A 25,217-nucleotide genomic window follows, 5' to 3' on the forward strand; every position below is an offset into this window, starting at 1 on the left:
TTTAACTTCCTTTAATAATCAATCTCTTCAACTAACTCTTTCAATGCGTCCATATGTGTAGAGGTATTTTTACCATAACGCTCAAATGTTACGTTATCAGACTTCATATGGCCGACCACTTGTTTAACCATATACCCGTCACAGCCTTTAAACTTCAAACGAGAAATAAACGTTGTTCTAAAACTGTGAAAGTCGATCATTATTCCTTGTTGTGCTTCTTGATCTTTATCGACTCCCATATTTCTAAGAGCGGTTCTATTAAACCAACGAGAAATAGGTTCAGCCCAGCCATCTCGTTTTTTCTCAGTCTTCCCTACTCTTATCTGAGAGAAAACTATTTCCTCACCTTTATTTCTCTTTTCCTCTACAAACTTGATTAACCCCAGTTCTATTAATTTTGAATGAACAGGAACAACTCTTCGAGACGACTCTGTTTTTAATTTCTTATCAGTTAAATTAATAAAATGAATGCCTTTTACTATTTGAAAGTCGTCAACTGTTAAAGCAGCTATCTCATTAAGTCGCATTCCGGTGTATAACGCCACCTTAGGAAACCAATATATATCATCACGAATTGTTTTAGCTTCCGACTTTTTAAGCGGCTCGTAAGCCATAATTTTATTGATTTCACTTTGCGTATAAGAACGTCTGGAAGCTGTGTTTTTATCCGTTTCTTTAATACTTAGCTTCGTAAACTGATTGCCTTGATTAATTTTTTTATGTTGATAGCACCAATTAAAAAACGCACCATAATTTGATAAATATTTATTGAGTGTGGCTACCGATATAGTTTCTTGTTTTCTACCTTTTTCACCATTGGCGTATTTGGAAAGTAAACTTTTTTTAATCTCTACTGCCTGTTCTCTACCAAAATTAAGAATATTGCAGTCTTCACCAATCAAGGAATAGAGATACTCAAATGCTATTTCATACTGTCTAACCGTGTCAGCTTGTGCGGACTTAGCTTTTTCCACCATAAAAAACTTAGCCATTTCTGATAACCGAACGGCTTCTTCGGCTTCTTTTTTAGCCATTTGTTCTTCCTTAAAATCTTTAATAGTGGATAATGTTTCTTGTAGCGTTGCGAACATTTCGCTAAACGATTGCATATGAGTTGGCGACAAAGACTCACGGTCAAATGCTTCTTCGCTAAAACAATCAAAGCTTTGCTTGTATTCTTTGAGCTGTTTAGCCAAGGATTGCTTAAAGCTGAACTCTAAATTCAAATGACGAGCGACAAACCGAGCAAGCGCTTCACCGTCTGGTTCGTCTGTATAAACTTCAAGAGGAAAGGCTTTTACATAACTTTCTCCATACCCAAATTCAGAAAATAATTTTTCCGCTGCTGTTGCCTGAGTTAAGGATAATTGACTATCAGAAGGCTGTTTTGCACGCCTAAATTCATTTGTTCGAGTAAAGGCTGCGTAATCATCTAAAAACGATAATAAATAGCCTTTTTGAGCCAATAACTCAGTATTGCCATTAAAGCCTTGTGGTGAAATGTTACTTTGTAAATACTCTTGGAATGTTGATATATCTTTGGGGTTAATCTCTGGTAACTCGTCTAACGACTCAGTTACAGACATTTCAGCAGCGATAGCTTGTTTACCCCAAGATAAATACTGCTTAAACCGCTCTTTTAGGTAATTGCGAAAATCCCACTTCTCGCCCTGCATATCTTCCTTCGCTTGCGCTTCTCTTATTTCACGCACCATATCCATAGCTTCTGAATAGTCCCACATACTGCTCTCCCTAAATAACAACGGTTTAATTAACAGTGCTAACCGTTGAGCTACATTTAAATCAGACGTATTGAGACTACCAATAAAAAACTGATTTTCAAGAGAAAAAAGCTTGATTATTTGATTTGGAATGCGAACTCTGAAATAAAAATTTTTCGAGTGAGGATATTTGTATAAATAGTGACTTAGTCTTTTCATAACTTGCCTATTGTGACTAAGTTATGTGACAGACCTTAAAAATCGTAAAAAAACACTTTTATAACTATATGTTTTTAATGATTTATTTAAATTTATGGCGGTGACGGAGAGATTCGAACTCTCGATACGTTGCCGTATACACACTTTCCAGGCGTGCTCCTTCAGCCACTCGGACACGTCACCTTATTTTGAATAGATTGTCTTGCTAAGTAACTTAGGATCAGTACTTCATTAGCTAGACAGTGCTTTAAAAAAGCTGCGCTATGTTAGAAAAAAAGCCTTGTTTTAGCAAGGCTTTCTTTATTATTTGCAGGTAACTGCTCAGTCGTTAATCAGTTCGTCTGATTTCAGCAACAAATATTGCTGGATTGCTTACAGTTTAGCGCTTTAACGAAGCAGAGAATTCCAACATGCGGTTGGTTGAACGCAGTGCACCTTCGCGTAGTTCCATGTCGACGAAGATTTCTTTACCTGATGGGTCAATTAGCGCTTCTTCAATCGCTTTTAGGCCATTCATTGCCATCCACGGGCAATGTGCACAGCTGCGACATGCCGCCCCTTGACCTGCGGTTGGCGCTTCGAAGAATTCTTTTTCTGGGCATAACTGCTGCATTTTGTAGAAAATGCCACGGTCGGTCGCAACAATAAACTTCTTGTTCGGTAACTCTTGTGCAGCTTTAATCAATTGGCTAGTTGAACCCACCGCATCCGCTAGTTCGACAATTTCCGCTGGCGATTCAGGGTGCACTAAAACGGCTGCATCAGGGTGCAGACCTTTCATGTCTTTTAACGCTTTGGTTTTGAACTCGTCGTGAACGATACAAGCACCCTGCCACATCAGCATGTCAGCACCTGTTTGCTTTTCGATATAGTTACCCAAGTGGCGATCTGGACCCCAAAGGATTTTTTCGCCTTGTTCGTCTAAATGTTCAACGATTTCAAGTGCACAAGAAGAGGTAACAATCCAGTCTGCGCGTGCTTTTACCGCAGTAGAAGTATTAGCGTAAACCACTACCGTACGATCTGGGTGCTCGTTACAAAACGCATCGAACTTGTCGATTGGGCAGCCTAAATCTAGTGAACAAGTGGCTTCAAGTGTTGGCATAACCACTGTTTTTTCTGGCGTAAGTACTTTGGCGGTTTCCCCCATAAAACGTACACCAGCAACAATTAAGGTGTCAGCTTCGTGCTGGTTACCAAAACGAGCCATTTCTAACGAGTCAGCAACACAGCCGCCGGTTTCTTCGGCTAATGCTTGGATTTCTGGGTCTGTGTAGTAATGCGCGATAAGTACTGCATTTTTTTCTTTTAACAGCTTTTTGATACTTTCTTTGTACTGCGCTTTTTGCTCAGCAGTAAGAGGCTGAGGTTTGGCAGGAAATTGAAAATCAATATCAACTGCTAAGTTCGATTGTGACATTACCTTTCTCTAAACTAATTTCTTGACGGGAACAAAATCGGGTGACGATTATACGCCAAAGCCATTAGAAAGTGTACCTAAGGTCATGGCGTTGTCATATATCCTAGTTAAAATCCGAATAACGGTGATTACTTTCTTGAAAGGCTATAAACAGGTCAATACTCGCTTGGGCTTATTTGACTGTTCTACCGCTGAAATAGCGAATTTAACTCTAAAGGTTTGAGAATAAAGCGTTGGTTTTAAAGAAATTTGGCTTTTGATTGAGGTACAACAGTTAAAAGCCTTGGCTTTAATATCTATTTTATTTGAGATTTGAGAGTAAAGTGCTCGGTGGTGAAGGGTTTTGATCTGCGACATTTAATTTAGGTAAAAAACGTTAAAAGCCTTGGCTTTGATTTTTTCAGTAAATTAGGATTCCTAAGTAAGGTGGTCGATGGCGAATTATTTGAGCCTGCGACACGTAATTTGGGTAAGAACGTTAAAAGCCTTGGCTTTGATTTTTTCAGTAAATTAGGATTCCTAAGTAAGGTGGTCGATGGCGAATTATTTGAGCCTGCGACACGTAATTTAGGTAAAAACGTTAAAAGCCTTGGCTTTGATTTTTTACGGTAAATTAGGATTCGTAAGTAAGGTGGTCGTTCGTAAAAGATTAGAACCTTCGACACTTAATTTAGGTAAAAACGTTAAAAGCCTTGGCTTTGATTTTTTAGGTAAATTAGGATTTGAAAGTAAGGTGGTCGGTCGTGAAGGATTTGAACCTTTGACACATAATTTGGGTAAAAACGTTAAAAGCCTTGGCTTTGATTTTTTCGGTAAATTAGGGCTTGAAAGTAAGGTGGTCGGTCGTAAAAGATTAGAACCTTCGACACTTAATTTAGGTAAAAACGTTAAAAGCCTTGGCTTTGATTTTTTCGGTAAATTAGGGCTTGAAAGTAAGGTGGTCGGTCGTGAAGGATTTGAACCTTTGACACATAATTTGGGTAATAACGTTAAAAGCCTTGGCTTTGGGTATCACTGTAAACTTTAGATTTGAAAGCAAGGTGGTCGGTCGTGAAGGATTTGAACCTTCGACAAATTGGTTAAAAGCCAACTGCTCTACCAACTGAGCTAACGACCGATATAGATTTGATATTTTGTCACCACTCTAACAAGGTTAGAAAGGTTGTAGGCCGTAAAAGATTTAAACCTTCGACCATTCTTTGGGTTCAAGTGTTAAAAGCCTTGGCTTTTCTCTCTACTTAAACTCATTCACCTGAAAAAGGTGGTCGGTCGTGAAGGATTTGAACCTTCGACAAATTGGTTAAAAGCCAACTGCTCTACCAACTGAGCTAACGACCGATATAGATTTGATTTTTTGTCACCACTCTAACAAGGTTAGAAAGGTGGTCGGTCGTGAAGGATTTGAACCTTCGACAAATTGGTTAAAAGCCAACTGCTCTACCAACTGAGCTAACGACCGATATCAGATTTTTATTTCTGTTACTTACTTAACTGTTACTTACTTAACTGTTACTTACTTAACTGTTAATTACTTAACAAGGTTAAGAAAGTGGTCGGTCGTGAAGGATTTGAACCTTCGACAAATTGGTTAAAAGCCAACTGCTCTACCAACTGAGCTAACGACCGATATCAGAAATTTTACGTCAATTTACATCACTACTTATTTGGTATTCGCATTGCTGCGAAAAGAGTGGTCGGTCGTGAAGGATTTGAACCTTCGACAAATTGGTTAAAAGCCAACTGCTCTACCAACTGAGCTAACGACCGATATAAATTGTTGTCACAAATGAGTTACCTCACACTTCCCCTTGGTAAGAAAAGTGGTCGGTCGTGAAGGATTTGAACCTTCGACAAATTGGTTAAAAGCCAACTGCTCTACCAACTGAGCTAACGACCGACATTTGTTGTTGCGTTGCCCTCTCGTTCAACGCGCCGCATATGATACTTATAATTTTTGTCAGTGCAACAACATTTTTGATGTTTTTTAGTAATTCAGGTTTGTTTGCCCAAATAGCAAACAAATAGAATAAGTTACCGACAAATTTACTGTAAACTTTGCAATCTAGGCTGGGCTAATTGTGCTGCAGTCGAGTCTGGGTACTGCGCAATCAATTGCTGATACATAGCAACCGCTTTAGCGTTTTGACCTTGCTTTTGTGCAACCATGCCTAGTTTTAGCATAGCATCAGGGCGTTTATTTGAAGTGGTGTGACGCTGAACGACAATATCGAACTCAGCGGCAGCTTGCGCTAACTCACCTTTGTTGAATAACAACTGACCTAGCCAGTAATGAGCATTAGGTGCGTAGGAAGAATTAGGAAAGTTTTTATTGAACGCTTGAAACTCAGGAATCGCTTTATCGTACTGCTTTTCTTTAAGCACCATATTAACTGCACGATCATACGCTTGATTTTCAGTTAAATTGCTACTGTAGTTAGTTGCAGGAGCTGAACCTTGCGGTGCGGCAAGTGCAGCAGGCACTTGGGCAGGCGTTTTAAGCGCTTCAGAAACACGGCGTTCAATTTCTTGATACAGCTCGCGTTGACGTTCAAGCACTTGCGTGAGTTGGTGGCTATGTAACTCAGTTACACCGCGCAATTCACTCATCTCTGTTTGTAATTCATCAAGCTGACGTTGAATATTTACTTGTGCTCGATTACGTGCGCTTAATTGACGCTCTAAATTCGCGATACGATCTGACAACGAACCAGAGCCAGCATTTACTTCTAACACCGGTGCCGGTTGCTGAGCTAGCACTACAGGAGTGCTAGCTGCAACAAAAAGCCCGAATAAAACTTTATTGAGTTTCATTACCGTCCTATTTACCTAGTTACTTGTAATTAGTTACGAATTAGTAAACTAATACAGCACGACGGTTTTTAGCAAAAGCCGCTTCAGTGCGATCTTTTACCATTGGCTTTTCTTCACCGTAGCTTACAACGCTAAGTTGTGACGGAGAAACGCCCATGTTTTCTAAGTAAGTAACAACCGCTTTTGCACGACGCTCGCCAAGTGCAATGTTGTATTCTGGCGTACCACGCTCATCTGCGTGGCCTTCAATTAGTACTTTAACACCTGAGTTGTTGTTCAAGTATTTAGCATGTGCATCAAGCATTGCTGAGTATGAGCCTGATAATGATGAAGTATCGAAGTCGAAGTACACAATGTGCTCAGAGCGAAGTTGCTCTAATTCACGACGCTTTTGCTCTTCAATTTCAGCTGCGCGTTGTGCCGCTGTTACTTGTACGTTGTCTGACGTTTGAGTTTGTGAAGCTGTTTGACTTGCGTTGGTGTCAACTTGGCTTTGACCGTCAGTATCTGAGCTTGAGCTACAAGCTCCTAATGCAAGCATAGGTAATGCAATTGCTACACTCTTCATTACTTTATTCAAGCGCATTTTATTTTCCTTATTCATGTAAATAGAATTAACTAATAATTATTATAAAAATGGTGACCAAGCTGGCGATTTTACTTGTCCATTCAATGCCGGTAAGCGAGCTTTGAAGCGGCCATCAACAGACACTAAACTCAACACTTGGCGACTTCTGTGCATAGTGCTATAGATTATCATGCCACCATTTGGTGATACACTCGGCGACTCATCTAAGCGAGTTTTTGTTAATACTTGGAATACACCAGTATCTAACTCTTGTTTCGCTAAATGGTACTGACCGCGCGTTCGGTTAACCATAATTAATTGACGACCATCAGGAGTTAAACTACCACCTAAGTTCATTTCGCCGTCAAATGTTAAGCGTCTTACTTTACCATCGACTAAATTTACGCGATAAAGCTGTGGTTTTCCACCCCGTTCTGAACTAAAAATCAATGAATTACCGTCAGGACTCCAACTTGGTTCAGTGTCGATCGCACGATGGCGAGTCACTCGACGTAACTTATTAGAAGCGATGTCTAACGTATAAATTTCAGGGTTACCATCTTTTGACAGCACTAATGCCAGTTTTTTGCCATCTGGTGAGAAACGCGGTGCACCATTGATACCAGAGAATGAACTAATTAAACGGCGCTTTCCTGTGTAGATATCAATAATATGAACTTGCGCTTGGCGGTTTTCAAACGTTACATATGCTAACTGCTCAGCACTTGGGTGCCATGCTGGCGACATTAAAGGTTCCTTTGACTTTAATAGCACTTGCTCGTTGTGACCGTCATAATCAGCAAAAACCAATTGGTAAGGAAAATCACCATTGTCACGCACAATGACGTAAGCAATTTTCGTTAAGAATGCACCGCGCTCGCCGGTTAGTTTTTCATAAACAGCATTACTAATTTGGTGAGCAAAGCGACGAAATTGACTCGCACCAATTTGTGCGCCGCTGTCTAACATTAAGTGTGCAGAGTCTGCAACCAAACGACCGCCACTTAACATTTGAGATTTACCACCTGTGATTTGGCCGCGAATTACGTCAATTAACTGGTAATTTACTTGATAGCGCCCAATACCCGCTTCACTTACGCTGCCCACTACGATTGCTTCAACGCCTTCTGCTGCCCACGCTGCATAGTCTACATCTTTATCTGTGTAAACTTGCTGTGGATAGCGACTTGCCGCAATTGGGCTAAACTTGCCGCTTCGCAATAAGTCATCACTTACGACTTTGCTGATATTTTCAGGCATAGGGCCTGCGCCTTGCCATTGAAATGGCAAAACAGCGATTGGGCGTGCGCTATCAACACCTTCTGTGATGACAATTTCTAACGTTGCCGAGGCGTGGCTCGACATCATTAATAGTGCAAATGACAATACCAGCTTTAGCGACTGGCGTATGGCGTTAAATTGTTGAAACATATATTTTTGCTTTACTCGTTGTGGCTCTGTTAATAATTTTTATCGTGCATAGTGACCAATTTAGAACTCTGGTACTACGGTTAAGCTAATTCTTCGCATTTGGGCGAACACTTCTGGATCTTTTGATACCGGTAAAGTTGCCGCTTTATAAACCGCATTTTTAGCTGCGTTACAAACAACCGCACTGCCCTGGCCAGTTTGCACATTAGTCACAAATCCAGATGGTGCTAGAGTTATGGTCAATTTACAAGACTTTCCTTCCATCGTAGAGCGGTCGGTGATCAAGTGTCGCTTTATCGTTTGGGTAATAAGTGCGGTGTAGCGGCTGATTTCAGACTGCATTTGCTGACCACGCGCACGTTGTCTTGCCGCCATTTCTTGCGCCATTTGCTCAGCGAGCAATTGTTCTTGCCTTGCTCGCTCTTTCGCTTCTTGTGCTTTACGTTTGCGCTCTGCTTCAGCTTTGCGCTTGCGTTCTTGCTCTTTCTTTTTGCGAATAGCTTCTTCACGTTCACGTTTCTTTTTCGCTTCAGCGGCTGCTTTTTCTTTGCGCTTACGCTCTTGCTCTTTTTTCTTACGCGCTTTTTCTGCAGCTATTGCTTTTTGTTTGGCTTGGCGGGCTTTTTCTTCGGCAATGCGCTTATTTTTTTCCTTTTGCTTGCGCTGCTGTTCAAGCTTTTTAATACGCGCTTGCTCTTTTGCTTTGCGGCGTTTAGCTGCTTCGGCTTTTTCCTTTTGCTCACGAATGCGTTTTTGCTTGGCCGCTTCTGCTCTTGCTTTTTCTTCACGTAGCTTTTTCGCGTGATTTTCAATCGCAGAATTGTCAACAACTATCGCTTGAATAGGGTTTAAGTTAACTTGCATTGGCGCCGGCTTAGGAGGGTGCGAAGTAAAATTACCAAAAAGCAGCACCATGCCCAGCGCAAAGTGTAAACTTAGACTTAAACCAACAGGTGAGGTTAACTTGCTAAGTAGCACTTTCGAAGAAGTCAGTTTACTTGGCACGCCTTATTTCTCCGGCGTGTCAGTCATCAAGCCAACCGAAGGCACACCCGCTTTTTGCAGTAGTACCATCAATTGAATAACCGCGTCATAAGAAACCGCGCCATCACCGTTAACAACTACGGGCTTTTTCGGGTCTTTCTGCAGCTGAGCGGCAATTTCAATTTCCAACTCTTCTGCGCTAACGCGTTTATTCTTGCCTGCGCCTTCTGCAATATAATAATTACCTTGCGCATCAACTGACGCAACAATAGGCGTTTTGCTGTCTTTATCCAGCGGCTCTGAATCAGCTTTTGGTAAATCGACTTTAACCCCTTGGGTGATAAGCGGCGCAGTAACCATAAAGATGATCAGCAACACCAACATGACATCGATGTAGGGAACTACATTGATTTCCGCAACTTTTCTTCGTCTAACACGGTTATACATAATGTACTCCGCCTCTTAGTGCTCAATCGCAGATTGACGATGTAAAATAGAAGAGAACTCTTCCATAAAGTTGCCATAGCTATTTTCAAGTTTTTCAACTTTATGACTAAAGCGGTTAAACGCCATTACCGCAGGAATTGCCGCAAACAAACCCATAGCGGTTGCCACAAGTGCTTCGGCAATACCTGGCGCGACCATAGCTAACGTTGCTTGTTGCACTGCACCTAGAGCAATAAAAGAATTCATGATCCCCCAAACGGTACCGAATAAACCGATATACGGGCTAATTGAACCTACAGTCGCCATAAAAGGTAAGTGGGTTTCTAAACTATCGACTTCGCGTGACAGCGCAACACGCATTGCGCGATGAGTACCGTCGACTATTGCTTGCGGCGATTGAATATTACTTTTGCGTAAACGTGCAAATTCTTTGAATCCTGCAACAAATAGGCTTTCAATACCTTGTACGTGCTGGCGAGATGAGATTTCGTTATAAAGCTTAGTTAAGTCAGCCCCACTCCAAAATCTATCTTCAAATTGTTTTAGTTGATTTGCAGCCTGATCTAGCGCCTTTTTACGCTGAAAAATCATCGCCCAACAGGCAATTGAGAATGCTAACAAGATCAGCATTACCGATTTAACTAATAAACTAGCTTGAAGAAATAAATCAAAAATTGATAATTCAGCTGACACTTTGCAATGCTCCTAGGATAAATGCTGGTATTGGGCAGGGTTTATTTTTCGAAAAATCTACGCAAGCCACGGTAACTTCCACTCGGCAAAGTACCTTGCCGTTTTCATGGGTTATAGACTGTGAAAACATCACACTGGCTTTTTTCAGTCGCGTTATCTCGGAGTGAACCTTAATAAGATCGTCCAATCGGGCGGGTGCAATGTTGTCCATTTCAACTCGTCTGACAACAAAACCCAATGAATGTTCGAGAAAATCTGACTGAGCAATGCCTAGTGCTCTTAACCACTCCGTGCGCGCGCGTTCAAAAAATTTTAAATAATTTGCGTAATAGACAATACCACCCGCATCCGTGTCTTCATAAAACACGCGGATAGGTAATTGAAACGAAGGAGAGGTCATTAATTATTGAGTAATAGAGTTACACTAGTTGTTATGGCGATTATCTTAATAACAAAGCCCTACGCCGACAAGGGCTTGAAGCGCTTAATTCGTCATTAAATTGTAAAAAAGCGGTATCTCGAATAAAAACCTAACATTTTCCTTACTTAATTTAACCTAATCGTAATATTCATATTTCGCGAATAAAAATTCACAAAACAATGAATAACACGCCATAACTATTCATTAGGCAGTGCATACTAATAACACGCACTCATTTCGGATTAGTTTTTCTAATGCTTAAATAAAATTTTATTAGTTTGCCAACACGCTTAGCCCTGCCTAAAATACCCTTGTTTTCTGAGCTAGCGCAGTGAGATCTTCTCACAAGCACAGATACCTTGAAAAGGTGGTGATACACCATCTTCTCTCTGACATGTTTCCTGGAATTTTTTAACTTCCTTCTATCAACTTTATTAAGTTGGCCCGCTTCAAATAAGCGGGCTTTTTTTTGCCTGTAATTTGCTTATTTTTCAAATTGATGATGAGTATTTTTTGCCAAGTGTTTGTAATCATTACTCGTTAGTGATATTTGTAAATGTACTAACCGCTTCGTAATTCAATTGAACTTGGACATGGACTTGGCTTAAACCTGTTAGTTAAACCTGATTAAAACACTGAGTATATAGCCACTTAATTAAGGTTTTTTGCTGGCTAAATAGGTTTTTGCAGTGTACTTTTGATAGAAGTTGTTAGCGTTATAATCGGATCACACGCATCATGAGAGGGAAAATATGGCAAACTCAACAAGAATAACCTCAGCAAGCAGTACTAATAAGCGTTTATCAACATTAATCGCTGGCTATGTAGCTGCCATGTTACTCATACCTACCACATTTACTCAGCCTGCCAATGCGAATCAATTGGAAGCGTGCAACACTGAAGAGTGTGCTTCTTATTTCAAAAAGTTTAAGCGCGCAGCGCGTAAAGGATATGTTTCAGCACAGTACAATACGGCTAAGTTTTATTACTACGGTTACGGCACCGAAGCAGACAAAGCACTTGCTTTAAAGTACTACAGAAAAACAGCTGTCAACGGTTCGAAAGAAGCACAATATATGACAGGCCTAATTTACGTGTCGGAGCCTGACTTGCAAGATCACGAGCAAGGTATTTACTGGCTAGAGCGAGCCGCAGCTAATGGTCACATCCACGCGGCATTTTTACTGGGCAAAGCGCATGCGCAAGGCGACACGATTAATGGTGGTGTACCAAACTATCAAGCATCAGATATATGGCTTACCAAATCTTTTGATAAACGCTACAACAAGTTACCAGCACTCGTTGAAGAGTTAAATGCGAAAAAGGTGTTTAATGAAACTAACTACCCTTCCCTTTACAACAAGTTAGTTGAGCACAATATGTGGCTAGCAAGAAACAGCGATGGCGAAGTTGCCTTGAGTAACTGGGATGGTAAAACTTATGAGCGCATAACCGTCACGGGCTACAGCCAAACAGAAGCGTTCGATAATTTACTGGCTACTTTCCGTGGCAGAAACAACTCCACAGGCAGCCGATTAGGTAGCGACTGTCAGCTAACCGGAGCTTGCGCACGTAAATCGTTAAATGAAATGAAAGACAGTCAGTGGGTATCACAGCAATAGGAACGCTCATCACCTGAAAGCGGATTTTTCCAATCTTCCAACAGTATTACCCGCACATATATGCGGGCTTATTTTTGCTAAAACTTAATAGTTTCAATTACTAACGCTGTTCGCTGATACGATAGATTTGTAATGATTACGCTTTAGTGGTAATTGTATGTTTACTAATCACTTCATAAAATCACTAAACTTGAGCAGTAGCGCTACGCTACTACACTAAAGTTAAGCTAGTTGTATAGGCTAAACTTAGTTAATGTAATAACTACGTAAGTCAATAATTATGCAAGCCAATAATTACGTAAATCGTTATTGTTGTACACGGATCAAACACGTCAAGAGAGGGACTATATGACAAACCAAGTAAATACAAATTCCAAACGCGCTTCTTTTAAGCGAATTTCGACACTAGTTGCGGCTAGTGCACTAGTGTTCGCATCTGTAACCTACACAGGCGCGGCAAATGCTGCACAAATAACCGCATGTGACACAGCAGAGTGTGTCTCTTATTTTAAGAAGTTCAAACGTGCAGCACGTAAAGGTTACATTTCAGCTGAATACAACACCGCTAAATTTTATTACTATGGCTACGGCACTGAAGTCGACAAAACGCTTGCTCTAAAATACTACCGAAAATCGGCAGTTAACGGTTCTAAAGAAGCACAATATATGACGGGACTAATTTTTGTCTCTGAGCCTGGATTGCAAGATCATAAACAAGGTGTTTATTGGCTAGAGCGCGCGGCGGCTAATGGTCATATCCACGCCTTGTTTTTATTAGGCAAAGCGCATGCGCAAGGTGATATTCAAAATAGTGGTGCACCAAATTATCAGGCCTCAGACAAGTGGCTAAGCAGAGCATTTGATAAACGCTACAGCAAATTACCTAAGTTTGTTGAAGAGCTAAACAACCAAAAAGTGTTTAATGAAACTAATTACCCTTCCCTTTACAATAAGCTGGTTGAGCACAACATGTGGTTGGCAAAAACTGATGCTGGTAGCGTTGATTTGACTAACTGGGAAGGTAAAACATACGAACGTATAACAGTTACAGGCTCTACGCTGAAACAAGGCTTTGACATGTTGCTCGCCAACTTTCGCAGTAGAAATGACTCTACAGGCAGTAGACTTGGTGGCGACTGCCAATTAAAAGCGGCTTGTCAGCGCAAGTCACTGAATGAAATGAAAGACAGTATGTGGGTGTCGCAAAAATAACTTGCAGTGAGAGTGTGGTTTTATTTCTCTTAACGCTATTGTTCTCAGCTCACAAGCTAAAAAGGATTAACTAGATCGTTAATCCTTTTTATTATTTTAATTTCTACCGTTCTCGTACCTGTTACTGCGGATACGTTGCTGCTGATACTAAGCGGGTTTAGTTAGCCCAAAATGCTGATAAGTGCGTTCTGTAACAATTCGGCCTCTTGGTGTACGTTGTAAAAAGCCTTGCTGAATTAAAAACGGTTCAAGCACATCTTCAATGGTTTCACGCTCTTCGCCAATGGCCGCTGCTAGATTATCAAGCCCTACTGGCCCGCCCATAAACTTATCGATTATGGCTTGCAATAGCTTTCTGTCCATAATGTCGAAGCCTTCGTTATCAACTTCAAGCATATCAAGCGCACTAGCAGCACTTTCTTTGTTAACGATACCGCCAGTTTTAATATCTGCGTAGTCACGCACTCGGCGCAATAAACGGTTGGCAATGCGCGGTGTACCGCGCGAGCGGCGAGCTACTTCAAATGCACCTTCTTGATCAATCGTCAGATTAAGGAAATGAGCGGACCGTGAAACGATATCCGTTAAATCTTTAGCTGAGTAAAACTCTAAGCGTTGAACAATGCCAAAACGATCTCTAAGCGGAGAGGTTAATGCACCGGCTCTAGTAGTCGCGCCAATCAGGGTAAAAGGCGGTAAATCGAGTTTAATCGAGCGAGCAGCTGGCCCTTCACCAATCATAATATCCAGTTGATAGTCTTCCATCGCTGGATACAAGACTTCTTCTACCATAGGACTTAAGCGATGAATTTCATCAATAAAGAGAACGTCGTTCTCTTCTAAATTGGTCAGCAGTGCCGCTAAGTCCCCTGCTTTTTCCAATACTGGCCCAGACGTAGTGCGAATACTTACGCCCATTTCGTTAGCAACAATATTAGCAAGTGTGGTTTTACCTAATCCCGGTGGGCCAAAAATGAGTAGATGATCAAGCGGTTCATTGCGCTTTTTTGCCGCAGGGATAAAGATTTCCATTTGCGCTTTTACGTGATCTTGCCCTGTGTAATCCGCCAGCATTTTAGGGCGAATCGCGCGATCTACCCCTTCATCTTCTATCGTTGCTGCCGGCTGGATTAGTCGATCTGCTTCTATCATCTATATTCTTCTATTTCTGACTTGTTCTGTGTCTTATTTACGTTTTAAGCGTAATTTTTTGCCAACTACAGCATGGCTTTGAGCGCATCTTTGATCAGCTGCTCGCTAGATTTGTTAGCATCATACACAGCTTTAATTGCTTTATCAGCTTGTGCTTGTGTATAGCCAAGCGAAACCAGTGCGTTAATCGCATCGCCTTTGGCATCGCTGATTGTAAGTGCATTATCAGCGGCTAATTCAAATGGCGCAGCATCGGTTGCAGGCGTCGCTAAGTCTGTTTGCCAATCTTTAATGCGATCGCGCATTTCAATTAATAAGCGCTCAGCGGTTTTCTTACCAATACCGGGAATTTTCACTATGGTTGTAACGTCGTCATGGGCGACACAACTCACAAACTGCTCTGCCGACATGCCAGACAAAATCGCGAGTGCTAGTTTTGGCCCAACACCACTGGCTTTAATTAACAAACGAAACAGTTTGCGATCCACTTGATTGGCAAAACCATACAGTAGCTGTGCATCTTCTCGCACAACGAAGTGGGTATAAAGCGTGGTTTCTTGGTTTAATTCAGGTAATGCATAAAGCGTGGTCATTGGCACTTGCACTTCATAACCAACGCCGTTGCAGTCAATGATAATATCAGGTGGCTGTTTTACTAATAATTTGCCACGTAATTGTCCTATCACGGCACATCCTCTTTTCGGCTGCTAGCTCAACAACTTCTCGCTCAGCCAACTTCAGTGTTCTAACTTATTTAATAAAGTGAGCTTAACACTAGATATTTATACAGTAAACCGATTTAAATGCTTAGATGCCCATACTATTTCAAAATGTGTGTTTCAGTTGGAATTAAAAGCGGTTTAGGCAAGGTATTGATTACAGAGAATGGTTGTTCCCTTGTCAAAAGCAATAACTCAGCATAAATCGCTTTTAAACCAACCCATTTTTAAAGCAGTGAGGGCGCTTCACAGGAAACTTATTATCATCATTTCACAGCTCATAGAAAGCGAGTACCATTCCAGCGAGTTGCACCTTGATATTGCCCCCTGTGAAAGCGCTGAAATCAAGCATCTTGAAGTAGTATGGGTATAATTATTTTCGTAGGCGGCCTCGTACCGTTTTACTCGCCTGCCCCGCCATTTTTACAATCGAATCGTGACTATGTGCATGACAAAGCGCCACCGCAAGCGCATCGGCGGCGTCTGCTTGTGGTGTACCCGGCAGTTTAAGAATGGATTTGACCATATGTTGCACTTGGGTTTTATCAGCAGCACCTGTGCCAACCACAGATTGCTTGATTTGGCGAGCTGAATACTCAGCAATCGACATACCCGCATTGGTTGCAGCGACAATGGCTGCCCCTCGTGCTTGCCCGAGTTTTAGCGCTGAATCAGGGTTAGTTGCCATAAACACTTGTTCGATGGCGAACATATCTGGCTTAAACTGGATGATCAGCTCTGACACACCCGCAAAGATGGTTTGTAAACGTGTACCTAAATCTTCCCCTGCCGCAATCGCTTTGATACAACCACTCCCTAGATAGGTAAATTTTCGCCCGTGCTGCTCTATCACGCCATAACCGGTGAACCTTGAACCTGGGTCGATACCTAAAATAATTGCCAATGAGTTACCCTAATAATTCGTTAAAAAATTCCATAAAAAAACGCGCTGGCTCAATGCATTAATGCTAATTGATATCCTAGCGCGTTTTACCACTTTACAAAATTAGATTAAGGAAACAACTTAACTCGTTGCGTCCTATCACTACTATTCTTGTTCAGCTTTTTCTTCTTGCTTGGCAATCGTGGCAATGCTTAACTCTGCTAATTGCGCAGGGTTAGCTTGACCCGGTGCATTGGTTAATGGACATGCCGCTGTTGTTGTTTTCGGGAATGCCATTACGTCACGAATAGAGCTTGCCCCTGTCATTAGCATCACTAGACGGTCAAGACCAAACGCTAAACCAGCATGAGGTGGCGCACCGTACTGTAGTGCTTCTAATAAGAAGCCAAACTTCTCTTGTGCTTCTTCATCGCTGATACCTAGAATTCTAAATACCGCGGCTTGCATTGCTTGGTCGTGGATACGCACTGAACCACCACCTAACTCACAACCATTTAGTACCATATCGTAAGCGTTTGAAAGCGCGCCAATTGGGTTTGCTTCAAGCTCTTCTGGTGTCATATTGCTTGGTGCAGTAAATGGGTGGTGAAGCGCGTGTAAGTGACCGTCAACTTCTTCAAACATTGGGAAGTCTACAACCCACAATGGTTTCCACTCGTCTGTAGTCAAGCCTAAGTCTTCACCCAGTTTTAAACGCAGCGCGCCTAATGATTCAGTTACCAAGTTGTAGCTGTCTGAACCGAAGAAAATAATGTCGCCTGTATCTGCGCCTGTACGTTCAAGTAGCGCGTTCACTGCTGTTTCATCTAAGAATTTAAGAATTGGCGATTGGATACCTTCCATGCCAGCGGCTTTGTCGTTCACTTTCAGCCACGGCATACCTTTAGCGCCGTAAATGCCAACAAATTTTGTTAGGTCATCAATATTCTTACGAGAGAACTGCGCTGCGCCTTGTGGTACGCGAATAACCGCAACGCGGCCTTTTTCATCATTCGCGGGGCCTGAGAATACTTTGAATTCAACATCTTTTAGGATGTCTGCCACGTCAACAATTTCAAGCGGGTTACGCAAGTCTGGCTTGTCTGAGCCAAAACGTGTCATCGCTTCTGAATATGGCATACGTGGGAAATCACCTAGGTCAACATCAAGTAATTTAAGGAATAAATCACGGATCATTTTTTCCGTCACTTCCATTACTTGATCAGCCGTCATAAATGACGTTTCAATATCAATTTGGGTGAATTCTGGTTGGCGATCAGCACGTAAGTCTTCATCGCGGAAACACTTAACGATTTGGTAGTAACGCTCCATGCCCGACATCATCAGCAATTGCTTAAATAACTGCGGCGATTGTGGCAATGCGAAGAAGCTACCTTTGTGCGTACGACTTGGTACTAAGTAATCACGCGCACCTTCTGGTGTCGCCGCGGTAAGAATTGGCGTTTCGATATCCATAAAGTCTTGCGACTCTAACGATTCACGAACGGCCGCAGTTACTTTCGCACGAAAACGTAAACGCTCTGTCATTTCTGGGCGACGTAAATCTAAGTAGCGATACTTTAAGCGTTGCTCTTCTGAGTTGTCTTGATTGAAGTCTAACGGTAATGGCGCAGCGCGGTTTAAGATGTTTAGCTCTAAACCTAATACTTCAATGGCACCTGTTGCCATATCTTTATTCACTTGGCTTTCAGGGCGTGCGCGCACTTTACCTTTAACCTGTACACAGAACTCGTTGCGCAGTGTGTTAGCCGTTTCAAGTACTTCGGGTAAATCTGGGTCAAATACCACTTGTACAATGCCTTCGCGATCACGCAAATCTAAAAAGATCACAGCGCCTAAGTCGCGACGACGATTAACCCAACCACATAAAGTGACTTCTTGCCCAACGTGAGATTCGTTAACCTCACCACAATAAAGAGTACGCATCTAGAAATATCCTGACATGAAAAACCCGCCATCATTAGCGGGGAATACATAAAATTGCGGATATTATATAGAAAAGCGCGCTAATGTCACCCGATGGAACCAGCTTGATTTCGCTAATTTTTAGATATCGGGTAATTACCCTAAAAGCAGTGCTTACAGATAACTATAATTGTTCTTGCCTGATGATTTAACGCGATACATTAAGTTATCCGCCATTTTAAATAAATCGGCTGCGCTGTCTGAATCATCGGGGAATACTGAAATACCAATACTGGCCCCTAACGTCGCTTTAATTTGATTGCCAATAAATGGTTTAGCAATCAAGTTAATAATTTTTTCAGCGATAAATGCAGCTTCTTCTTTATTGTTTAAACTGGTTAGCAACACCACGAATTCATCACCACCAAAACGACAAACGGTATCAGATTTTCGAACACAGCTGGTTAATCGCTCTGCCACTTGTTGCAGCACAACATCGCCAAAGTCATGGCCGTATTTGTCATTAACGGCTTTAAAACCATCAAGATCAACAAACATTACCGCAAGTTTCAACCCTTGGCGCTGATGCAGTGCAATTGCCGACTCCATTTGCGTTTTAATCAGTGTTCGATTGGCTAGTCCTGTCAATTCATCATGTGTGGCCATGTGTTTCATTTGCATTTCGAGTGCCTTACGGCGCCCCACTTCTTTATGCAGTCTGCGGTTCCAAAGCACAACAAACAGGATAATTGCGAAAATCACAAAACCGACTTGGGTAGCGATCCGAGTTACTAATCGTTTATCCCAACCCGAGTGAATATTGATATCAAACCAACGGTTAAAAATTTCTTGCCGCTTTTTGTCATCAATCGTCGACAAACCTTGGTTTAAAATACTTTGCAGTACATGGTTACCTTTGTGAATACCGATGCGGCTATCTTGCGATGGAAATTCCGGTACTACAGCAACTTCTAAAGGAACTATGCTCTCTTGTTTCGCGAGCTTAGATGCAACAGGCAAACCTTCAACAAAGCCATCAACAAAACCTTGTTGCACCGCTAACACCCCTTCTGTGGTTGAATTGACCAAAACTACATCTATCTCAGGGTAATTCGCTTTCACCCAGTTAGTTAATTGGTAACCTTTGACAATAGCGAGTGTTTTACCGTTTAAATCAGTCAAACTATTTATTCGCCCAAGAATACGGCGGTAAATGATACTCCACGGCATTTGCCAATAGCTGTCGGTAAAGTCGAAGTCAGGGGCGCGGCTATTATCGCTCGACACACCCAGAATTAAATCAATCTCATTATCACGAAATCCAGCAACTAGCGCCGCCCAATTATCATAGGCTAAAAATTCAAGTTCAAAGCCAGCACTTTGCGTTACAGATTCAATAACATCGCGATTAATACCCAGTGGTTGACCGTTTTCACCAATAAACTCTAATGGTTCCCAGTCTTTGGTGATGCCTACTTTCAACACAGGATTTTCTTGCACCCAATGCTGTTGTTGCGCCGTGAGTGGAATTTTCGGTTCAAGTAACGAAAAATGAGAATTGGCATGCTCTTTTAACCAAATAGATTCAAGCATGTGCAGATCTTTGCGCGGAATGCTAGCAAATCCTTGCTCAATATCACGCATTAATTGAGTATCACCTTTGGCAACTACCGCAAAAATATCGATAGGAAAAGCTGGCTGATCAAGTAAGTAGAACAGCCCCTGCAAATTGGCATTAACCAGTTTGACTTGCATGGTTTCTACTTCAGAAATGGCAGCATCAATTTCGCCACGCTCAGCGGCGGCAATCATCTCCGCTAATTCTGAAAACATTCGGTAGTTAATCTCAGGGTACTGCTTAGTTACGCTGTCAACATAAGGCGCTGCTTTAAAAACACCAACAACTTTACCGTTAAGCTGTTCAAGCGAGGTAATATTAGGCAATCGATTTGAGACAAAAACTTGTGAACTAAGTGAATATACCTTAGCTGACTTTTGCAAGCCGCTGTTCTCGTCAAAGACACTGGTATAAGCAATATGTGCATCAAGGCTACCACGCACTAGCTGGGTGAAAGAGCGATTTAACGAATCGCCAACGAAGTTGACCTGATGACCTGTGTGTTTGGCCCAAAGTCGCCACATATCGATAAACAAGCCTTGTGGCTGGCCAGACGCTGAATACCCCATATAGGGCGGCAAATTACCTGCAAATCCAAGGTTTAGCACATCGCCTTCTGGCGCCATATTCAAAAACTTTTTCTCGATATCAACACGCTCCGCTAAGGTTATTTTTGCTAAACCTTGGTTGATATAATTAAGTAATTCAACATTATCGTTTGCGACTGCTGCACTATAGTCTCCGGTAAAATAATTTAAGCGCTTATATTTGGGGAAGATCGCGCCTAACTCTTTAATTCGTGGGTAACTATTGTCTAACTCTCCTTGCTCAACAAACGCGAGTAGCTCTCCGTTAAGTACCGCGTCATAAAGCTCTGGGCGAGACTGAAAAAGCTGAACACTGATATTATTGTTGGCGGTAAGGATTTCAAGGTTAACTAGCCCGTTAACCGCGCCAACTTTGTATGGCGCAATTTGACTGAGCGTAATCGCATCCTGCACTTTGCTATCTATATAAACGAAGCTATCGTGAGGATACAAGCCGTTAGACATCAATAACTGATGTTTACGTGTATCACTGGGTAATAACCCAGCATGAAAGTCCACTTGCTGGTTAGCAACAGCTGCAAGTCCCTCAGCCCATGAGTACCCATGAAATGAAATATCTACACCTTGCTTTTCAGCCCATAGACGCCAAAAATCAATGAAAATACCTGAAGGTTGCCCTGTAGAATTGAGATATTGATAAGGATAATTCTGCTGATAAATCGCTATTTTAAAGCTTTGTTGACTAACGCTTTCAGTAGGTGACTCTGTTTGATTATTTGCTAAAACATGCCCAGAAAATATAGTGATAAGCCAAAGCACTCCTGCGATGAATGTGCTTACCTTTTTGAAATCCATTAATTACCAACCCTAAAACTACATCACATCAACCATGCAATATTATCTTATCAAGATCAATCCATTCGGGTAAAATAGCCGCCATTTTCCAGATAATGACTGCGTTATATGCAAAAAAACGACACCGACTTAATCTATTCAAACCCACATAGCCAAGTCAAAGATTTCACCTTTGATGCGCAAGTGGTTGAAGTTTTTCCTGATATGATCAGTCGATCAGTGCCCGGCTACAATACCATCATTGACACGATTGGGCGTCTTAGTCAGAAATATGTGCAAGACAACTCAACGGTTTACGACCTAGGTTGCTCGCTAGGCGCAGCTACCTTAGCGATGCGCAGAGCCATTACTGCCAGTGACGCGAAAATCATCGGCATTGATAATTCTCAGGCGATGGTTGAGCGCTGCCAAATGCATGTCGCGGCGTTTAAAGGCAACACACCTGTCGAAATATTTAATGACAACATTGAAAACGTAGATATTAAAAACGCTTCAATGGTGGTACTTAATTTCACGTTACAGTTTATCGAAAACGAAAAACGCCAAGCCCTGATCGATAAGATTTACCAAGGCTTAAAACCGGGTGGTTTATTAGTATTGTCTGAAAAGATTGCCCACCAAAATGATCAAACCAATGAGTTATTGATTGATTTGCATCACGACTTTAAACGCGCCAATGGTTACAGCGAATTAGAAATTGCACAAAAGCGCACAGCCCTTGAAAACGTGATGCGTCCAGACTCATTAGAAGATCATTTCGAGCGCTTATCTCAAGCAGGCTTTATAAATGTTAGCCAATGGTTTCAGTGTTTTAATTTCTTATCCGTCGTGGCTTTTAAAGGTGCTTAATAAAAGGTGAAAAAATAAATGAGCCAATACAACTCTTTCTACCAAGCGATCGCCGGTAATCGATTAAGCCATTGGTTAGATACCTTACCTGCTCAACTGACAGACTGGCAAAAAAATCATTTGCACGGTGAATATGCCCAATGGCAAAAAGTTATTGAACAACTGCCCGTTACGGAAACTGACCACCTTGATATTAAAAACAGTGTCACAGTTGGTTTGGCAGAAGAAATTGAACCAGGCCAACTTAAACGCCTAGAACATATGCTGAAAAAGCTAAAACCTTGGCGTAAAGGGCCCTATCATATTCATGGCCTACACATTGATACTGAATGGCGCTCGGATTTCAAATGGGATCGCCTAGCACCCCATATTAGCGACCTGAGTAACCGTTATGTACTCGATATTGGCTGTGGTAGTGGTTATCACTTATGGCGAATGCGCGGCGCTGGCGCGAAATTTGTTGTTGGCGTTGATCCAACCCAGCTATTCGTCACCCAATTCAATGCTATTCAACACTTTATCAAAGATAACGGTGTTCACCTGCTGCCATTAGGCGTTGAGCAACTACCAGAACTAAATGCCTTTGATACAGTTTTTGCCATGGGTGTGCTTTATCATCGCCGCTCACCTATCGATTTTATTTATCAACTTAAATCGCAGCTAGTTAAAGGTGGCGAGCTAGTGCTCGAAACCTTGATTGTTGATGGTGATGAAAATACTGTATTAGTGCCCGGCGAGCGTTACGCCAAAATGCGCAATGTATGGTTCTTACCCAGTGGCGAAGCCATGTGTGCTTGGCTTGAACGTTGTGGCTTTAGCAATGTTCGCATGGTTAATACCGATGTTACCGACCTTGCCGAGCAGCGCAAAACAGATTGGATTGATACTGAGTCATTAAAAGATTTTCTCGACCCGAACGACCCAAGCAAGACGATTGAAGGCTACCCTGCCCCTAAACGCGCGATATTTATCGCCAATAAATAGTTTATTGCTGAAAAGCCATCGACTAAGCCCAAACAGTACAAATACTTTGTCCACTTTATCGGCAATAGTATTTGCACTGTTTGCGTTGCTACCAAGGTTTGGCAGTTTCAACTTCAGTTCAACTGTCTATTCTCTTTTTCACCGTTTCTATATTTTACCGTTGCTATAACTGTTCAATCTGCTTTAAGCCTTTCTGTGTATTGCATTTTACTGTCAAAATAAGTCAAGCTAGCAAAATATTAACTTCGATTTCGACAGGAAAAGGAAGGCTATGAACTCAGATTGGTTAGCACGTCGCTCAACAAGCACTAAAAAACGCCAGCAAGATCACCGTAGTCCATTTCAAAGAGACAGAGCCAGAATTCTGCACTCTGCTGCGTTTCGCCGTCTGCAATCTAAAACACAAGTGATCAGCTCTGGGCAAAGCGATTTTTACCGCACCCGACTAACCCACTCACTTGAAGCCGCGCAAATTGGCTCCGGCATTACTGCACAGCTTAGGTCGAAATATCCCGATTTAGCAGCGCAATTATTTCCCGACGATGACACCTTAATTGAAGCACTTTGTTTGGCACATGATATTGGCCACCCGCCATTTGGTCACGGTGGTGAAGTGGCACTGCATTATATGATGCGCAAGCACGGTGGCTTTGAAGGCAATGGGCAAACATTGCGTATTGTGGCGCGCCTAGAGCCATTTAGCGAGTGTCACGGTATGAATTTATCGCGTCGCACACTACTGGGTTTAATCAAGTATCCGCAACTCATCGACAACTTGGTGCACAAAGTTCCCAATCAAGCACCTGTTAGTTATCGTCAGTTGCAAGCGCGTCATTGGCACCCGCCTAAAGGGTTATATCAAGATGACAGTGACATTATTGACTGGATACTCGCGCCACTTTCATCCAATGATAGAGACTTATTCCAAACCATAGTGACACGTGACAACATGCATAGCAGAACCTGCTATAAATCGTTGGACTGTTCAATTATGGAACTCGCTGACGATATTGCCTATGGAATTCATGATCTAGAAGATGCCATCGTAACTGGGGTTGTTAACCGCAACGATTTTGACGAACACGTAATTAAACCTTTGCTCGATATTGGCGAAGGCTGGCTGACCAACTATTGCGATGGGCTAACCGATAAACTCTTTTCTGAGCATCATTATTTGCAAAAGGACGCTATCGGGGGGCTCGTCAACTACTTAATCACGGCTATCGAGTTACTTCCAGTCAACACAAATGCGCAAGAGTTTGCTGAGCCGCTGTTAAGATACAATGCTAAATTGCCAGCAGAGCAGGCAAATGTGCTCGATATTTTTAAAAACTTCGTTTTAACTTTTGTTGTTAGGCTGCCAGCTATTCAACGTATCGAATATCGAGGTCAGCAAGTGGTGATGGAGTTATTCGAAGCACTTTCGTCTGACCCAGAGCGTTTACTGCCAACAAGCACAGCTAAGCGTTGGCGAGCCGCGAGCGACAATGATGAAAATGCCTATCGCGTTATCGCTGATTATGTTGCCGGCATGACTGACGGTTACGCAACGCGCCTGTATCAAACGTTATTTTTACCGATTAGCACAGGTGATAATTACGACGCGCACAGCTAAGACAGCTTAACAAGAATAGGTTAGCGTGCAGAGTTAGCTACAAATACAAGAACCTTCACCGCGTACGCTAATTTGCACCTTATCACCTATCTGCTGCGGGTCTTGAACCTCTATTGCCTCAAATTGAGCTGCTGATAGGTGAAAAGTGCAATTACCTTGTTGACATTGCTTGGTCGAACAAAGCTGCTGACCGTTACTCATAAAATGATTTAACGCTTTTCGATAGGCTTTCCACTTTCCGGAAGCCCGACCCGTTCCGTTACTTTGAACTGTTCCGCCGCACGCTGCCATAACTATTCTCGCTTAGTCTATTTCCCTCTATAGGTATAGCAGGTAAACATCAAATCTCAACGCATCGAATTTAACTGCGACTCTACGCATCAGGCTTGGTGACAACAGTTACGCACAACTCAATTACTATTGATATTCAACATAAGGTGTTGAGTATTTGGCAATAAAAAATGGCCTAATGTTTTCACATTAGGCCGTTTTGAGTCACATTTTTCGTTACTTAACGTT

20 protein-coding genes and 7 tRNA genes are annotated in these 25,217 nt (G+C 42.1%); 6 read left to right on the top strand and 21 right to left on the bottom strand.

The window, feature by feature from the left end; genetic code table 11:
• Positions 1 to 11: 11 nt before the first annotated feature.
• The 3 genes from DXX92_RS11375 to nadA form a co-directional block, all read right to left on the bottom strand.
• The gene (locus DXX92_RS11375) at positions 12 to 1,940 is read right to left on the bottom strand and encodes a site-specific integrase (protein ID WP_116000553.1); all 1,929 of its coding nucleotides are present in this window, start codon (positions 1,938 to 1,940) and stop codon (positions 12 to 14) included.
• 95 nt (positions 1,941 to 2,035) lie between these two features.
• Positions 2,036 to 2,123, bottom strand: a tRNA-Ser gene (locus DXX92_RS11380).
• A 196-nt stretch (positions 2,124 to 2,319) separates the two neighbouring features.
• Complete coding sequence (nadA, locus tag DXX92_RS11385; protein ID WP_116000554.1) at positions 2,320 to 3,360, bottom strand: quinolinate synthase NadA; 1,041 nt, start codon at positions 3,358 to 3,360, stop codon at positions 2,320 to 2,322.
• Positions 3,361 to 3,949: 589 nt separating this feature from the next.
• On the opposite strand from nadA, the gene DXX92_RS11400 reads away from it, so the two are divergent.
• Positions 3,950 to 4,387, top strand: a complete 438-nt coding sequence (locus DXX92_RS11400; RefSeq protein ID WP_147301956.1) for a hypothetical protein — start codon at positions 3,950 to 3,952, stop codon at positions 4,385 to 4,387.
• A 14-nt stretch (positions 4,388 to 4,401) separates the two neighbouring features.
• On the opposite strand, the gene DXX92_RS11405 is transcribed toward DXX92_RS11400, so the two are convergent.
• The 13 genes from DXX92_RS11405 to ybgC all read right to left on the bottom strand — a co-directional run bounded on the left by DXX92_RS11405 (position 4,402) and on the right by ybgC (position 10,694).
• Positions 4,402 to 4,477, bottom strand: a tRNA-Lys gene (locus DXX92_RS11405).
• A gap of 145 nt (positions 4,478 to 4,622) precedes the next feature.
• Positions 4,623 to 4,698 (bottom strand) — tRNA-Lys (locus tag DXX92_RS11410).
• Between the two features lie 45 nt (positions 4,699 to 4,743).
• Positions 4,744 to 4,819: transfer RNA gene (locus DXX92_RS11415), tRNA-Lys, on the bottom strand.
• Between the two features lie 91 nt (positions 4,820 to 4,910).
• Positions 4,911 to 4,986: transfer RNA gene (locus tag DXX92_RS11420), tRNA-Lys, on the bottom strand.
• A 65-nt stretch (positions 4,987 to 5,051) separates the two neighbouring features.
• Positions 5,052 to 5,127, bottom strand: a tRNA-Lys gene (locus tag DXX92_RS11425).
• A gap of 54 nt (positions 5,128 to 5,181) precedes the next feature.
• Positions 5,182 to 5,257 (bottom strand) — tRNA-Lys (locus DXX92_RS11430).
• Between the two features lie 146 nt (positions 5,258 to 5,403).
• Positions 5,404 to 6,171, bottom strand: coding sequence for a tol-pal system protein YbgF (ybgF, locus tag DXX92_RS11435; protein WP_116000558.1), 768 nt, complete (start codon positions 6,169 to 6,171; stop codon positions 5,404 to 5,406).
• A gap of 40 nt (positions 6,172 to 6,211) precedes the next feature.
• Positions 6,212 to 6,757 carry a peptidoglycan-associated lipoprotein Pal gene (gene pal, locus DXX92_RS11440; protein WP_116000559.1) on the bottom strand — a complete coding sequence of 182 codons (546 nt, stop codon included), beginning with the start codon at positions 6,755 to 6,757 and terminating at the stop codon, positions 6,212 to 6,214.
• 42 nt (positions 6,758 to 6,799) lie between these two features.
• Positions 6,800 to 8,170 (bottom strand): Tol-Pal system beta propeller repeat protein TolB, encoded by a 1,371-nt coding sequence (gene tolB / locus DXX92_RS11445; RefSeq protein ID WP_116000560.1) that lies wholly within the window; start codon positions 8,168 to 8,170, stop codon positions 6,800 to 6,802.
• Positions 8,171 to 8,230: 60 nt separating this feature from the next.
• Positions 8,231 to 9,175, bottom strand: coding sequence for a cell envelope integrity protein TolA (gene tolA / locus DXX92_RS11450; RefSeq protein WP_245961466.1), 945 nt, complete (start codon positions 9,173 to 9,175; stop codon positions 8,231 to 8,233).
• Positions 9,176 to 9,178: 3 nt separating this feature from the next.
• Positions 9,179 to 9,601, bottom strand: coding sequence for a protein TolR (tolR, locus tag DXX92_RS11455; protein ID WP_116000561.1), 423 nt, complete (start codon positions 9,599 to 9,601; stop codon positions 9,179 to 9,181).
• A 15-nt stretch (positions 9,602 to 9,616) separates the two neighbouring features.
• The gene (gene tolQ / locus DXX92_RS11460; RefSeq protein ID WP_116000562.1) at positions 9,617 to 10,294 is read right to left on the bottom strand and encodes a protein TolQ; all 678 of its coding nucleotides are present in this window, start codon (positions 10,292 to 10,294) and stop codon (positions 9,617 to 9,619) included.
• The gene (ybgC, locus tag DXX92_RS11465) at positions 10,284 to 10,694 is read right to left on the bottom strand and encodes a tol-pal system-associated acyl-CoA thioesterase (protein ID WP_116000563.1); all 411 of its coding nucleotides are present in this window, start codon (positions 10,692 to 10,694) and stop codon (positions 10,284 to 10,286) included. The genes tolQ and ybgC overlap by 11 nt, the downstream gene beginning before the upstream one ends.
• A gap of 773 nt (positions 10,695 to 11,467) precedes the next feature.
• On the opposite strand from ybgC, the gene DXX92_RS11470 reads away from it, so the two are divergent.
• A complete protein-coding gene (locus DXX92_RS11470) occupies positions 11,468 to 12,337 on the top strand; it encodes a tetratricopeptide repeat protein (protein WP_116000564.1) in 870 nt (289 codons plus the stop codon).
• A gap of 348 nt (positions 12,338 to 12,685) precedes the next feature.
• The gene (locus tag DXX92_RS11475) at positions 12,686 to 13,549 is read left to right on the top strand and encodes a tetratricopeptide repeat protein (RefSeq protein ID WP_116000565.1); all 864 of its coding nucleotides are present in this window, start codon (positions 12,686 to 12,688) and stop codon (positions 13,547 to 13,549) included.
• A gap of 147 nt (positions 13,550 to 13,696) precedes the next feature.
• Here the strand turns inward: DXX92_RS11475 and ruvB are convergent, their stop codons facing one another.
• The 5 genes from ruvB to DXX92_RS11500 form a co-directional block, all read right to left on the bottom strand.
• Entirely contained in the window at positions 13,697 to 14,701 is a 1,005-nt protein-coding gene (gene ruvB / locus DXX92_RS11480) for a Holliday junction branch migration DNA helicase RuvB (protein ID WP_116000566.1), read from the bottom strand.
• Between the two features lie 65 nt (positions 14,702 to 14,766).
• Positions 14,767 to 15,387, bottom strand: coding sequence for a Holliday junction branch migration protein RuvA (gene ruvA / locus DXX92_RS11485; protein ID WP_116000567.1), 621 nt, complete (start codon positions 15,385 to 15,387; stop codon positions 14,767 to 14,769).
• Positions 15,388 to 15,793: 406 nt separating this feature from the next.
• Entirely contained in the window at positions 15,794 to 16,324 is a 531-nt protein-coding gene (gene ruvC, locus DXX92_RS11490) for a crossover junction endodeoxyribonuclease RuvC (RefSeq protein WP_116000568.1), read from the bottom strand.
• A gap of 144 nt (positions 16,325 to 16,468) precedes the next feature.
• A complete protein-coding gene (gene aspS, locus DXX92_RS11495; protein WP_116000569.1) occupies positions 16,469 to 18,250 on the bottom strand; it encodes an aspartate--tRNA ligase in 1,782 nt (593 codons plus the stop codon).
• 153 nt (positions 18,251 to 18,403) lie between these two features.
• A complete protein-coding gene (locus DXX92_RS11500; protein WP_116000570.1) occupies positions 18,404 to 21,250 on the bottom strand; it encodes a transporter substrate-binding domain-containing protein in 2,847 nt (948 codons plus the stop codon).
• 108 nt (positions 21,251 to 21,358) lie between these two features.
• Here DXX92_RS11500 and cmoA point away from each other — a divergent pair, with 108 nt between their 5' ends.
• From cmoA to DXX92_RS11515, 3 genes are all read left to right on the top strand, one after another.
• Positions 21,359 to 22,099: a carboxy-S-adenosyl-L-methionine synthase CmoA gene (gene cmoA, locus DXX92_RS11505; RefSeq protein WP_116000571.1), complete on the top strand. Its 741-nt coding sequence runs from the start codon at positions 21,359 to 21,361 to the stop codon at positions 22,097 to 22,099.
• Positions 22,100 to 22,117: 18 nt separating this feature from the next.
• Entirely contained in the window at positions 22,118 to 23,083 is a 966-nt protein-coding gene (cmoB, locus tag DXX92_RS11510; protein WP_116000572.1) for a tRNA 5-methoxyuridine(34)/uridine 5-oxyacetic acid(34) synthase CmoB, read from the top strand.
• A 271-nt stretch (positions 23,084 to 23,354) separates the two neighbouring features.
• Positions 23,355 to 24,698 (top strand): anti-phage deoxyguanosine triphosphatase, encoded by a 1,344-nt coding sequence (locus DXX92_RS11515; protein ID WP_116000573.1) that lies wholly within the window; start codon positions 23,355 to 23,357, stop codon positions 24,696 to 24,698.
• The last annotated feature ends 519 nt before the right edge of the window (positions 24,699 to 25,217 follow it).

The sequence above is a fragment of the Thalassotalea euphylliae genome, assembly GCF_003390395.1.
GTDB lineage: Bacteria > Pseudomonadota > Gammaproteobacteria > Enterobacterales > Alteromonadaceae > Thalassotalea_F > Thalassotalea_F euphylliae_C.

Coding starts and splice junctions, on each gene's coding strand:
- DXX92_RS11375 (WP_116000553.1), bottom strand. CDS start 1,940: ATGAAAAGACTAAGTCACTATTTATACAAATATCCTCACTCGAAAAAT.
- nadA (WP_116000554.1), bottom strand. CDS start 3,360: ATGTCACAATCGAACTTAGCAGTTGATATTGATTTTCAATTTCCTGCC.
- ybgF (WP_116000558.1), bottom strand. CDS start 6,171: ATGAAACTCAATAAAGTTTTATTCGGGCTTTTTGTTGCAGCTAGCACT.
- pal (WP_116000559.1), bottom strand. CDS start 6,757: ATGCGCTTGAATAAAGTAATGAAGAGTGTAGCAATTGCATTACCTATG.
- tolB (WP_116000560.1), bottom strand. CDS start 8,170: ATGTTTCAACAATTTAACGCCATACGCCAGTCGCTAAAGCTGGTATTG.
- tolR (WP_116000561.1), bottom strand. CDS start 9,601: ATGTATAACCGTGTTAGACGAAGAAAAGTTGCGGAAATCAATGTAGTT.
- ybgC (WP_116000563.1), bottom strand. CDS start 10,694: ATGACCTCTCCTTCGTTTCAATTACCTATCCGCGTGTTTTATGAAGAC.
- DXX92_RS11470 (WP_116000564.1), top strand. CDS start 11,468: ATGGCAAACTCAACAAGAATAACCTCAGCAAGCAGTACTAATAAGCGT.
- DXX92_RS11475 (WP_116000565.1), top strand. CDS start 12,686: ATGACAAACCAAGTAAATACAAATTCCAAACGCGCTTCTTTTAAGCGA.
- ruvB (WP_116000566.1), bottom strand. CDS start 14,701: ATGATAGAAGCAGATCGACTAATCCAGCCGGCAGCAACGATAGAAGAT.
- aspS (WP_116000569.1), bottom strand. CDS start 18,250: ATGCGTACTCTTTATTGTGGTGAGGTTAACGAATCTCACGTTGGGCAA.
- DXX92_RS11500 (WP_116000570.1), bottom strand. CDS start 21,250: ATGGATTTCAAAAAGGTAAGCACATTCATCGCAGGAGTGCTTTGGCTT.
- cmoA (WP_116000571.1), top strand. CDS start 21,359: ATGCAAAAAAACGACACCGACTTAATCTATTCAAACCCACATAGCCAA.
- cmoB (WP_116000572.1), top strand. CDS start 22,118: ATGAGCCAATACAACTCTTTCTACCAAGCGATCGCCGGTAATCGATTA.
- DXX92_RS11515 (WP_116000573.1), top strand. CDS start 23,355: ATGAACTCAGATTGGTTAGCACGTCGCTCAACAAGCACTAAAAAACGC.